A 12,555-nucleotide genomic window follows, 5' to 3' on the forward strand; every position below is an offset into this window, starting at 1 on the left:
ATGAGAATATTCATTGATTCAGCAGAGATAGAAGAGATAAAGAAAGCGAAGAGCTACGGAGTCATGGACGGTGTCACAACAAACCCTTCACTCATAAAGAAAGCTGTTGAAGCGAGAAAGAAAGTCAACATGAGCAGATACATAAGCGAGCTGCTGAATGTGGCCAAGGGCACCCCTGTGAGCCTTGAAGTCATCGGGACCAACTACAAAGACATGGTTGCAGAAGGGAAATTCATCCATGAGAAATTCGACAAGGTAGCAGGGAATGTGTGCATCAAGATCCCGGTGAATCCATCCTTCTCACCAGCAGACACAAGGCATTTCCATGGGCTGAGAGCGACAAGGACACTGGTCAAAGCAGGGATCCCAGTCAATTCAACACTGATATTCACGCCAGAGCAGGCTTTGCTGGCAGCGAAAGCAGGAGCATCTTATGTGAGCCCTTTCGCAGGCCGTATCGATGACCACATCAGGCAGAAGAACAGAATGAGATTCGACAAGAGCGCTTATTTCCCTGAAGAGGGTCTTGAGAAAGCGAAATTCAAGGATGACAACGGCATCGTATCAGGCATAGACCTCGTTGAGCAGTGCGCAGAGATACTTGGGTATTATGACTTCCCAACCCAAGTGCTGGCAGCAAGCCTGAGGAACACAAGGCAGGTCAGGGAGGCAGCCCTTGTCGGCGCAGATGTGGCAACACTGCCCTTCGATGTCATAGAAAAGCTGCTTCATCATCACAAGACATTCGAAGGCATGCAGAAATTCACAAAAGACATAGTGCCGGAATACCAGAAACTGCTGAGGGGATAAGATGGAAGAGAGATACCCGGATCTTGACGATGTTGTATTGGGCGCCCTCAATCTATTCACCCAGAAGAAGCTTCCCAGACTGACTCCGGGGAGATTCAGGCGACCGCTTGTGGTCGGGAGCGGCAATGCAGCTGTGACAGGGAAGATACTCTTCAGGGATCAGGATGCAGTGTTTGCAGATGAGAGCACATACCTGGACAGGCTGAAGGCAGCAAAAGGAATAGACGGAGCCATACTGATATCAGCAAGCGGCGGAAAGCATGCACCGATAATCGCGAAAGAGCTCAGGAAGCGGAAGATCATGACTGTGCTGATCACGAACAACAGGCATGCTGAAGCAAAGCCGTTAGTGGACAGATGCCTTGTCTATCCGAAACAGACAGAGCCATACACATACAACACATCAACCTACATGGGCATGATGCTGTCATCTTCCAAGGAGGATCCAGGGAAGATATTGAGGCATATCAAGAAAAATATCGATCCAAAGATACCTAAAAACCTCTCAAAGTACAATGCATTTTTCATAATTGTCCCAGATGAGTTCGACGCTATCAGGGAGATGTTCCTGACAAAATTCAGCGAGCTGTTCGGACCGATGGTCAATGGGAGGGTCTTCACACCTGAGCAGACAAAGCATGCAAAGACAGTCATCCCTTCCGGCAAGGAGCTGTTCATAAGCATCGGATATGACAATAAAAATTTTGGCACAAATAGGCTTGATCTTCCATTGCCAAAGGGTGCGGGGCACGCGACAGTGATGGCAGTCGGCTATTATGTCATAGGCAAGATACAGAAGCAGCACACACCATACTTCAAGCATTATATTGAAAAGTACTGCAGAGCCACATCCAAGGTCTTCGGGTCGACAATAAAACCGATTGTGGATTAGCAATGCTCCAGCTATGATGCCTTGGGATTGTGCTTTGGGATCATGCTCTGGGATAGTGTTTTGGGATCATGTCTCGAGGTTTAGTTTAGGGATCATGCCTTGAAATGATGTCTTGAAATGATGCTTTGGGATCATGCATTAGGATGATGCCCTGGAATATGCATTACACGGCAAGGATAATAAATTTTCAGTGGGAAAAAGTTTGGGGGTGGAAATATGACAGAATTGAATGAGATATACAAATGCAATGTGTGCGGCAACATAGTTGAGGTAGTGCATGCCAGTGTGGGACAGCTTGTCTGCTGCGGGCAGCCGATGCAGAGACTCGAGCCAAACACAGTTGATGCATCCGGGGAGAAGCATGTTCCTGTTTTAGAGAAGACAGAAAAAGGCATCAGGGTCAGGATAGGGTCAGTGGCCCATCCGATGGAAGCTGCACATTACATCGAGTTCATCGAGGTGTTATCTGAAGGGAAAGTCTACAGGAAATATCTCAAGCCAGGCGATGCTCCAGAAGCAGAATTCGGGATCTCTCAAGCCGATTTCGCAAGAGAATACTGCAACCTGCATGGATTATGGAAAAGCTGATCAGGAAGATAAATGAACTGAAAAAAACAGGGATATCCAATCTGATAGGCAGACGGCTGAAAGAGTTTGAAAGCACAGGCAGGAAGAAGACTGACTGGCTGTTCAGCGAGATGTGCTTCTGCATGCTCACTGCAAACTTCAGTGCAGAGCGGGGGATGCATATCCAGCAGAAACTCGGGGATAAGGTCTGTACCCTGCCTGAGAGAAAGATCGCAGATGAGCTGAAAAAATCAGGTCACAGATTCCCAAATACAAGAGCGAGATACATATCGGCTGCGAGCAAAAAGCGTGAGATGATATTCAAGGCGCTTGATTCAATCAGAGATGAGAAAGAGAAACGGGAATGGATAGTGAGGAATGTCAAGGGCCTTGGCTACAAGGAAGCATCCCATTTCCTGCGCAACATAGGATACAAGAATCTAGCAATAATAGATTTCCACATAGTCGATGTGCTTGCAGATCATGGGATTGCCAAGAGACCCAAAACCATGACAAAAGCAAGATACCTGGAAATCGAGGGAAAGCTCCAGGAACTGGGCAAAAAGACAGGGATGAACATGGCAGAGCTTGACCTCTATCTTTGGTATCTGGAGACAGGGAAAGTCCTGAAATAACAAAGACATTCCCAACCTATCTACATCAATCTCAATCCGCATAGATAGTCCATATACATTAGTCCATATAGATATCTCTGGCCAAAAACAAGTTTGTTCTGCAACCCTGATAAACCCACCCCCACAGAACTCCAGTGCATCCTGATAGAGTCGATAAATAAGGGCGATAACTAAGGACGATAAATAAGGGCGATAAATAAAATCGATAAGCTTATATATAGAGACATACATGGGGCGCTCAATGGGCATCATCACATGATCGGTCAAAAGACCGATCTGACTTCACTGCCCATGACGGAGGTGCAACATAATGTATAACGACGAAGATGGCGATGATCAGGACTATGATGATTCTGACTATGATGACTCAGATGATTCAGGCAAAGATGAGGATGATTTTTAATCCAAAAGGAGGTTGAAAATGGCAAAAAAGAAAGCACCAGCAGTCAAAAAGAAAAAATAAATATTCCTATTCTCTATTTTTTAATTTTTTTCTGATTTTCCATAAGAACCAGCTTGGTTCATATTAGCCCACATCTAATAAGCAGATTTAAATACTAGAAGAAACACTATACCTGGATGGCATCTAAAAAAACTACGACAACGAACTGATTCTCATAGGCCATAACCTTTTTAAATATATATAAATACTAATAATAAAATATGACTACCAAAATCAACAAAGGTGATATCATGAGTGATATGATCAAGAAAAGCGATATGATCAAGATCAAGTTCCCGGACGGTTCACATAAGGAATTCAAGAAAGGCATAACCCCCAAAGAGATAGTCGATGGCATAGGGCCAAGGCTTGCAAAGGATGCATTGATAGCCCAAGTTGATGACAAACTGGTTGATCTCTCCCATAAAATAATGAAAAGCTGCCAGCTCAAGATACTGACATCCAAGGATCCTCAAGGATTAGATGCATTCAGGCATTCCAGCGCACACCTCCTAGCGCAGGCAGTCACTGAACTCTATCCAGAGACTGAACCTACAATAGGGCCAGTGGTTGAAGAAGGATTCTATTATGATTTTGACAGGGATGAGCCTTTCAGGCCAGAAGACATAAAGAAGATAGAGGAAAAGATGAATGAGATCATCAAGAGGGATATCCCTCTCGAGAGGCTTGAGCTCACAAAGGCAGAAGCCCTCAAGATGTTCAAGGACAACAAGTACAAGAAAGAGCTCATACATGAATTCGGTGAGCCCCTTTCTGCATACAAGCAGGGGGATTTTGCTGACTTATGCAGGGGGCCTCATGTGCCGAGCACAGGAAAACTGAAAGCAGTAAAAGTCACGAAGATTGCAGGAGCATACTGGAGAGGGGATGCCAAGAACAAGATGCTCCAGAGAGTCTATGGCATAAGCTTTGCCTCAAAGGATGAGATGAAAGACCATCTCAAGATGATAGAAGAGGCTGAGAAGAGGGACCACAGGAAGATAGGGAAAGAGCTGGAGCTCTTCAGCTTCAGCGAGATGGCACCAGGCTTCCCTTTCTTCCACGACAAGGGCACATTCATATTCGGCCAGCTGACAGATTTCATGCTTGAAGAGATGAGGAAAAGGCACTACGAGATAAACAAGACACCATTGATACTCAACAAACAGCTCTGGCTTCAGTCAGGGCATTGGGACCATTATAAGGAGAACATGTACTTCACCAAGATCGATGAGACTGAGAATGCTGTCAAGCCAATGAACTGCCCAGGAAACCTACTTGTATACAAGACCAAGATACATTCATACCGTGAACTTCCTCTCAAGGCAGGGGAGTTCGGGCTTGTGCACAGGCATGAGCTATCAGGCGTGCTTTCCGGCCTATTCAGGGTGAGGGCATTCACACAGGATGATGCGCACATATTCTGCGAAGAGGAACAGCTCCAGGAGTCCATACTCGAGCTGATAGAGCTTTGCGACCATGTCTACAGGACATTCGGGTTCCAGTATGAGGTAGAGCTGAGCACAAAGCCTGAGAAAGCGATGGGCTCAAAGGAGATATGGGACAAGGCAGAAGGTGCACTGAAGCAAGCGCTTGAGACAAAGAAGATGAAATTCAAGATAAATGAGGGGGACGGCGCATTCTACGGGCCGAAGATTGATTTCCACCTCAAAGATGCCATCGGAAGGAGATGGCAGTGCGGCACAATACAAGTGGATTTCTCGATGCCAGAGAAATTCGACCTCACATATGAAGGAAAAGACGGACAGAAGCACAGGCCAGTCATGGTGCACAGGGCAATATATGGCAGCTTTGAGAGATTCATAGGCATACTGGTGGAGCATTATGCAGGAAAATTCCCATTATGGCTGAGTCCGAACCAGGTTGCAGTGCTCACAGTCGCTGACAGGCACAATGAGTATGCAGACAAAGTATATGAAGAGCTGTTCAATGCAGGCCTGCGTGCAGAGAAGGATTACAGGAAAGAATCCATACCAAAAAAGGTCCGCGACAACCAGCTCAGGCAGTTCAACTACATCCTTGTTGTCGGCGACAAAGAAGCTGAGAATAAGACCGTGAATGTCAGGACAAGGGACAATGTGGTGCATGGGGAGAAGAAGACAGAGGTGCTCCTGAAAGAGCTGCTCAAGGAGATATCTGGCAGAGGCAATCCAAGCCCATAGGCAATTCTCTGGACATTCGGTGCATTCAATGAAGATACTGATGACAATGAATAACAATGACGATATTAATGACAATAACCCCGGATTTCAAAAATTTGCCGATACTGCTGTCTTGCCCTAGAACCCTATCTTCCCCATTTTCTTTGCCGGATCAACATGCTTATGGAAGAAAGCTATCCTGCTAAGGTAATCCTGCACAATCAGCATGAGAAGGAACAGCATCGTGAAATAGATGAGCATCAGCAAGAAATTCGCGAAGATGCTGACAGAGGCATCTGCGAAGAGCATCGACTGCTTGAGGAGGGTCTCACTCACCACAAACGGATTATACTGGGCCAGAGAGATCATCCAGCCAGGCATGCTCTCAAGCGGCAATACAGTGTTGGAGAAGAATATAAAGAAGCTGGCAAGGATGATTGATGCAAGGGTATTGGTTTCCTGAGACTGGAAGACAAGCCCCAGAAGCATCCCGATGAGTATGAACACGCCGATGATGAGGACCAATGCACCGAATGTCCAGAGAACATTCATCACATGTATCCTGAAAGAGAAGATGGCTATTGTGAGGAAGATTGTCAGCTGTATCATCAGGAGAATGAAGTTGGTGATGAATGTGCCTATATTGAACAGCAGCGGCCTTGTCGGTGTAAGATAATTCCTCACATAAGCCTGCCCTTTCTTCTCGCCCATCACCATTGTCGAGGAAAGGAGTATGCCTGTGATGACCACAATCAGGACAAGCAGTGTCGGCAGAATATTCGAGAAGTGCGATTTTCCTGTCGATACAGGCTTGATTATGGTATTTATGGGATTAACTATCTGCGTCGCGTTCCTGACTGCGATTCCGCTGATCCTCGCGTCAATGTCTGTGAATGAAGCCTTCAGATCATTGATATAGCCCTGCGTCTCATCAAGCTTTGTTTTGACATCCGCTAAGCCGGCTGAAAGGTCTGTCCTGTATCTGGATATCATATCCATCTTGGCCTTTGTAGCATCAAGCTTTGCGCTGAACTGGCTGAGGATGCCGGGGATCTTGTTCCTCAAGGTCATCTCATCTGCGCCAGTGATGTTGAACATCTGCTCGATGTCGCTCTTGATCTTGTCCAGCTCTGCTTCCTGATCATCCTTCTGGGTCTGGTTCAGGCTGGTCTTGTCAACAAGGCTCTTCGCTTCCTGGACAGCATCGAGGCCAAGCTTCTTGACAGTATCAATCCTCTGCTGCAGCCTGTTGATATCAAATTCATCCTTGTTGAAGCCGACATCTATTGACTGGAAATCTGCTGTGAACTTGTCATTCTTCTGCTTCACTAGATTGTTGTTGTTCTCGATGTTCTTGAGGATCTCCTTGTCCTTTTTCAGGGACTCCTGGGTGAAAGAAAGCTTCTCAAGGAGTTCAGAGGTGAGGTCCCTGCTGATCTCACTCTCCTGGGCCCCTATCTTGTCCCCTATCATATCAAGAACCACATAAATCAGGCTCACCTTCGAGTAATCAACATAGAATATTATGTCGTTTGAGCAGTTCGGGCCTATAGCAAACTCAGACGGCAGGATAAGGCATATCTGATTCGTGCCATCCTTCAGATTATCGACGCATTCTTCCTCTGAAGAATATTTTATTGTGCTCACCTGGTTATCATTCATTTTCTGGATGAGCCCAGAGCTGAGATCCGTATAATTGTCAGCATATATGCCGACCCGGAGGCTGAAGCTTGAAGTGTTTGAAAAAGCCAGTCCGAGAAGGCCGACCAGGAAAAGCGGGGCAAGGAATATGACAATCGCGCTCTTGCGAGTCCTTGTCAGGCCTCTGAAGTTCTTCTCGATTATCTTGATAATCTTCCTCATAGCTTCATCCTCTCTGTTTCATAAGCAGTTTCATGAGCATCATCCATTGCGACTGCTGTGATTTCGGTGATTGTCATGATATAATATTGTTTGATATATTGTCATGACATAATATTGTCATGATGCAATCATAATATAATAACATTTATCCTTGGCTATCTCTCTCCCCTGTTTATCAGGTTGGTGAAAATCTTCTCAATAGAGACCTTCACAATATGCAGGTTGAGCAGCTTCTCATTATGCGTCTCGATGGTATGCAGCACATCATGCAGTATGGATTCAGAATCCTTTGTATAAATGATTATCTTATGGCCCTCATCTTTCATACTGACAATCCCTTTCCCTGCTTTGCCGGTGTGTATGTGCTTAATCAGCCTGTCATATTTTCCAGGGGCGCTCTCAATATGTATCTCTTCAAATGTTCCGAACTTCTTCTTGACATCCTCCACAGAACCTATGATGGCAATCTTCTTGTCATGAAGGACGCATATCCTGTCGCAGAACTCTTCCAGCTCTTCGATGAAATGGGAAGCCACAATGATTGTGGTCCCGGTGGCATTTATCTTCTTTATCAGGCTCCACATCTGGTCCCTCAGGACAGGATCAAGGTCAGCGGTCGGCTCGTCAAGCAGAAGGACATCAGGGTCATTGACAATGGCACAGGAGATATCAAGCCTCTTCTGCATGCCTCCAGAAAGGTCCTTGGCAGCAGTATTCCTTTCCCTGTCGAGCGCTGTCAGCTTCAGTGCAGTAGTGATATTGTTCTTTATGACATTAGGCGCAAGGCCGAACATCGTGGCAAAATAGTCAAGGTTCTCCTCCACTGTGAGATAAGGATAGAAGCTGGGGTCCTGTGTGGCGAAACCGAATATCTTCTTAGCAAGATTCATATGCTTCGACACTTCAGTGTAATGCTCAGATTTGGGATGCTTGAAGAGCACCTTGCCGGTGTCAGGCCCTATTATGCCTGTGATAATGTTCATTAGGGTGGACTTCCCTGCACCGCTCATGCCGATCACACCAAAAATCTCACCCGGTTCTATATCCAAGGAGAGATTCTTCAGAACCTCTTTCTGGCCATATGTCTTAGAGACATTCTCAACCATCAAAAGCGCTTTCCCCATTTTTAAATCAAAATAGGGGTGGCTTTTTAATTTTTACTGTTGCGTGAATACTACTGTCAAGTGTTAAGAACTATTTAAATATCTATTTTTAAAGGAAAAATCCTAATGGCAGAGCTGAAAAGGACCCTCAGTTTCAGGGTCATACTCTTTGTAAGCATAGCTTCGATCATCGGCACAGGTGTATTCTTCCTGCCGGCAATGGGTCTCAAATATTCCGGCCCCATGTCAATAATAGCGTGGGTAATCCTCATAGCAGTCTCGATATACATATCGATGATGTTCTCAGAATTGAGCTCGATGTTCCCCAAGGCAGGAGCGACATACGAGTATACCAAGCAGGCATTCGGCAGATTCTCCTCATTCCTCGTCGGCTGGATAATGTTCATAACCTCCTCTGTGACCATAGCCATCCTTGCAGTCGGAGCGATACAATACCTCATGCCATACGGATCGAACCTGATAAAGATGATCATCTGCCTGTTCTTCCTTTTCGCATTCAACTATGTCTGCTACAAAGGGATGCAGACCAGCGCAATGATGATGGTCGCATTCTCGATAATCACCCTGGGAGTGCTCGGGATCGTCATACTCCCCGGATTATTCAAGGCAGATATCAGCGCTTTCACGCCTTTCTGGGTATTCCCGACATCATCAATCTTCCTCACGCTCTTCTTCATCCTCGAGACATTCTTCGGCTGGGATTCAGCAAGCCAGCTCGCAGAAGAGGTGAAAGATGCCGAGAAAGTGATGCCAAAAGCCCTCATCTACGGCACCTTCATCACAGGAATCTTAGTGCTGGCCCTTGTAGTCGTGATGATAACAAGCGGGCACTGGCAGGATATAGCAGAATCAGGCGCACCCCTGTCATACCTTGCATCAAGACATCTCGGCCAGTTGGGACATTATATCATAACAATGGGGACGTACCTCTCCCTGCTGGGGACCCTGGCAATAATGGTCATCACATCACCCCGTCTTGTCTATGCACTGACACGGGACAGGCTTTTCCTGCCGAAGTTCAGGAAGATCCATCCAGTCTATCACACACCCCATTATGCCATACTCTTCCAGGCCATAGTGAGCTGCTTCTTCATAATACTGGCTTTCGGGTCATATGACCTGCTGCTGAACCTCATGATCCCCCTTGATCTGTTCACCTACTGCTTCCTGTTCCTCAGCCTATTCATGCTGAGATTCAAGATGCCAAATGCAAACAGGCCCTACAAGGCCCCTTTCGGAAAGATGATGTCCCTGCTGCTTGTCGGATTCAATATAGCACTGGTGGTCGTGTGGCTGCTTCTCGAGCAGAATGCACCCGGGATAATGAAGCTCCTGGGCTCGATAGTCTTCATAGGATTCCCGATATATTTCCTCCTTGAGATGTACTACAACCCCAAGACAATAAGAAATGTGAACAATTACCTTGCTGAATACACCCTCTGGACAGAGAGGATATATTTCCCGATAGGAGTGAGGAAAGAGATAATAAAGATACTTGGAGAGCTGAAGAACAAGGTCATCCTCGAATTCGGATGCTCTGTCGGGACTCTCACCCAGCACCTTGCTGAAGAGGTGGGCAAGAAGGGCAGGGTGTATGCTACAGACCTCAGCGAGAACCACCTCCTGCTTGCCCAGAACAGGATGAACAAGCGGGGGCACAGCCATGTCCATCTTATGCATGACGAGAAGCATGACCACAGGATACACCCCAAAGTGCCCCATGTGGATGCAGTCGTCTCCATGGGCGTGATAGGGTACATACAGGATGTCAAGAATGTGCTGAAGGACATGAATGAAAGGATGGAAGTGGGAAGCAGCTACTGCATAGTCGATTATGACAAGTATTTCCATCTCATCCCGAACATCGAATGGCTCTCAAATGACACAGAGATAATAAGGCTCTTCCACAATTCAGGGTTCACATGCCATGTCGAGAGGAAAACAGGCATATTCTGGCAGTACATATACATATATGGGAAGAAGTTCAAGAACATAAGCGAAGTGAAAGCCGAGAAGGAGCTGAAGGTCTATAACTATGTATATGAGATAAACCAGGGCATATTCAACCAGGGGAAGATCTTCGTCGACAGGAAGCACATGGATATCGGGGACGGCCTGGACTATGTGAGCGCGCAGTTCAGGATGAAGAGCAGGGCGATAAAGAACTACTTCTTGGAGAGCTATATAAACTCCAGGACACTCATGCCTGAGCAGTTCAGGGTCACGCTCTACAAAGGGAGGGAGGCAGCTCTCGACAATGAGGTCATGTTCAGGAAAAACAAGGTTTTCACCATGGGCAAGGGTGACCAAGAGCCCCAGGAGATGGAGGTGCCGAAAGACGTGCATGATGTGTTCTCCGCAATCCTCAAGATAAAGAGAGAGAGGCTGGAAACAGGCAAGAGATTCGCCATCAATGTCTTCCTTAACAATGATGTCTCTGACTTCACATTCACTGTACGGAAGAAGGCATTCACTGTATTCGAGGACATAGCCATGGACGCCTATGTGCTTGATGTCGATTTCAAGCGGGACCTGCTGCCTGATGTCAGGAGGATGGAGCTGTTCATCGGCGATACGCCTGGCAATGACATAATGATGGCGAAGCTGAGGCTGAAGAACCACATGTGGCCGGTCAAGGTGATTGTGCAGGGAGAAACAGGATTATGATAAAATAGTATCATGATAGAATAGTATTGTGATAAAATAGTATCATGATTAAAAAGGATTATGATTAAAAGGTATAATAAATACAATAAGACAATAAAATAAGAAAAAGACAATAAAATAAGAAAATAATAAGCTATCCCGCGAACCCTTACTTAAGCCTGGCCTCAATCATGCAGACCTGCTTGGAATTGTCCCCTGTGAACAATGTCAGAGCACTTCTTCGGGTCATCCTCCATTCACCATCACCGCAGTCAATGAAATACCTGTAGTTCTGCGATATCTCAGCAGGGTTCCAGTGGAGCGTGAACATCTGGTTCGGCTCCCCGCTCTTGAACACGAGCTTCCATTCCTTGACAGGCTTTGTGAAAGTCGGATATTTCTTGAACCACTTGCTGTACTTCTCCCCGTCTTCCTTGAAGAAAAGGCCCACACCACCTTCGAAATACTCATCCTTCTGGAAATCAAAACCATCTACAAAACCATTATTCACGCCGAATTCGGCAGTGTATGTCATGCCATCGTGGCTTGCATGAATCTGTATCTCCCCCCTGTGGTACGGCTTGTACGGGAAAGCGGCTGCAACCAAAGAGACTGTCAAGACCATGCTGAATAGAATCAACACCAGCTTTTTCATTATAGCACCCCCAAATTTATTTTGATACTGGAAATCCCAAATCAGAAAAGGATATATAAACATTTGCCTATTGCGCTACATCATTATTTAAATGCCCAAATACCACTAATGTCGGACAAAAGAATGCCGGAACCGCCTAACAAAAAGTAAAAAAATAAAAATTTATGTCATGCCCATCGTAATCGTGCATGCAAAATCTCCATCTGTGCCTGAATTTATTATCAGCCAGTTCTTCATCTTCATATTGAAGACCCTGCCGTTGTAATACTCGGGGCAGCTGATATAATAATGGAAATTTGATGTGAGCTCTCCGGTATTCCATGTCAGCACAGCCTGTGGGCCGGCGCCATTGTACTTCAGCCTGAACTCCTTTGTCTGGTACAGTGTTGTTGGAGCCTTCATTATCCATGTGTTCCAGTTGCTTCCCAGATCCTTCAGGAAAAGCTTCCCGTTCTTCGGCAGATCAATGCCTGCATCATACCCGTCGGTATAAAGATGCGAGACACCGAATGTCGCATAGTTAATATTGCCACCTTCATACACACTCAGGGTTGTAGAGCTGTGAAGAGCCAAAGCAACAGAAGCGGCCAGCACAGCACCCAACAACAATGCAAAAAACTTTTTCATGATATCACCTCTTGAAATTCTCTGCATCAACCCATCTCTGCTGTATTTAAGCTTTTGGGTCATATATCAGAGGATGTCTGCTGGGTATTTAAGAGCCTGATGACTACTGTGTTTAGACGAATATTGGACAGG

Annotated in this window: 10 protein-coding genes; 6 read left to right on the forward strand and 4 right to left on the reverse strand. The window is 46.0% G+C overall.

Features of this window, described 5'->3' with window-relative positions:
* From JW968_04510 to thrS, 5 genes are all read left to right on the forward strand, one after another.
* A complete protein-coding gene (locus JW968_04510; GenBank protein ID MBN1386205.1) occupies positions 1–810 on the forward strand; it encodes a transaldolase in 810 nt (269 codons plus the stop codon).
* 1 nt (position 811) lies between these two features.
* Positions 812–1,702 (forward strand): hypothetical protein, encoded by an 891-nt coding sequence (locus tag JW968_04515; protein MBN1386206.1) that lies wholly within the window; start codon positions 812–814, stop codon positions 1,700–1,702.
* Positions 1,703–1,918: 216 nt separating this feature from the next.
* On the forward strand, positions 1,919–2,290 hold the full coding sequence (locus JW968_04520) for a desulfoferrodoxin (protein ID MBN1386207.1): 372 nt from the start codon (positions 1,919–1,921) through the stop codon (positions 2,288–2,290).
* Positions 2,278–2,904 carry an N-glycosylase/DNA lyase gene (locus JW968_04525; protein ID MBN1386208.1) on the forward strand — a complete coding sequence of 209 codons (627 nt, stop codon included), beginning with the start codon at positions 2,278–2,280 and terminating at the stop codon, positions 2,902–2,904. The genes JW968_04520 and JW968_04525 overlap by 13 nt, the downstream gene beginning before the upstream one ends.
* Positions 2,905–3,624: 720 nt before the next feature.
* A complete protein-coding gene (gene thrS / locus JW968_04530) occupies positions 3,625–5,529 on the forward strand; it encodes a threonine--tRNA ligase (protein MBN1386209.1) in 1,905 nt (634 codons plus the stop codon).
* A gap of 117 nt (positions 5,530–5,646) precedes the next feature.
* Here the strand turns inward: thrS and JW968_04535 are convergent, their stop codons facing one another.
* Entirely contained in the window at positions 5,647–7,371 is a 1,725-nt protein-coding gene (locus tag JW968_04535) for an ABC transporter permease (GenBank protein MBN1386210.1), read from the reverse strand.
* A gap of 155 nt (positions 7,372–7,526) precedes the next feature.
* Positions 7,527–8,495 carry an ABC transporter ATP-binding protein gene (locus JW968_04540; GenBank protein MBN1386211.1) on the reverse strand — a complete coding sequence of 323 codons (969 nt, stop codon included), beginning with the start codon at positions 8,493–8,495 and terminating at the stop codon, positions 7,527–7,529.
* 105 nt (positions 8,496–8,600) lie between these two features.
* Here JW968_04540 and JW968_04545 point away from each other — a divergent pair, with 105 nt between their 5' ends.
* Positions 8,601–11,162 carry an amino acid permease gene (locus JW968_04545; protein MBN1386212.1) on the forward strand — a complete coding sequence of 854 codons (2,562 nt, stop codon included), beginning with the start codon at positions 8,601–8,603 and terminating at the stop codon, positions 11,160–11,162.
* 148 nt (positions 11,163–11,310) lie between these two features.
* Here the strand turns inward: JW968_04545 and JW968_04550 are convergent, their stop codons facing one another.
* Both JW968_04550 and JW968_04555 read right to left on the reverse strand, forming a co-directional pair.
* Entirely contained in the window at positions 11,311–11,796 is a 486-nt protein-coding gene (locus tag JW968_04550) for a hypothetical protein (GenBank protein ID MBN1386213.1), read from the reverse strand.
* Between the two features lie 162 nt (positions 11,797–11,958).
* Positions 11,959–12,423: a hypothetical protein gene (locus tag JW968_04555; GenBank protein ID MBN1386214.1), complete on the reverse strand. Its 465-nt coding sequence runs from the start codon at positions 12,421–12,423 to the stop codon at positions 11,959–11,961.
* Positions 12,424–12,555: the final 132 nt, after the last annotated feature.

Source organism: Candidatus Woesearchaeota archaeon (genome assembly GCA_016928155.1).
Lineage (GTDB): Archaea > Nanobdellota > Nanobdellia > Woesearchaeales > JAFGLG01 > JAFGLG01.

Coding starts and splice junctions, on each gene's coding strand:
- thrS (MBN1386209.1), top strand. CDS start 3,625: ATGATCAAGATCAAGTTCCCGGACGGTTCACATAAGGAATTCAAGAAA.
- JW968_04525 (MBN1386208.1), top strand. CDS start 2,278: ATGGAAAAGCTGATCAGGAAGATAAATGAACTGAAAAAAACAGGGATA.
- JW968_04535 (MBN1386210.1), bottom strand. CDS start 7,371: ATGAGGAAGATTATCAAGATAATCGAGAAGAACTTCAGAGGCCTGACA.
- JW968_04520 (MBN1386207.1), top strand. CDS start 1,919: ATGACAGAATTGAATGAGATATACAAATGCAATGTGTGCGGCAACATA.
- JW968_04540 (MBN1386211.1), bottom strand. CDS start 8,495: ATGGGGAAAGCGCTTTTGATGGTTGAGAATGTCTCTAAGACATATGGC.
- JW968_04545 (MBN1386212.1), top strand. CDS start 8,601: ATGGCAGAGCTGAAAAGGACCCTCAGTTTCAGGGTCATACTCTTTGTA.
- JW968_04515 (MBN1386206.1), top strand. CDS start 812: ATGGAAGAGAGATACCCGGATCTTGACGATGTTGTATTGGGCGCCCTC.
- JW968_04550 (MBN1386213.1), bottom strand. CDS start 11,796: ATGAAAAAGCTGGTGTTGATTCTATTCAGCATGGTCTTGACAGTCTCT.
- JW968_04555 (MBN1386214.1), bottom strand. CDS start 12,423: ATGAAAAAGTTTTTTGCATTGTTGTTGGGTGCTGTGCTGGCCGCTTCT.
- JW968_04510 (MBN1386205.1), top strand. CDS start 1: ATGAGAATATTCATTGATTCAGCAGAGATAGAAGAGATAAAGAAAGCG.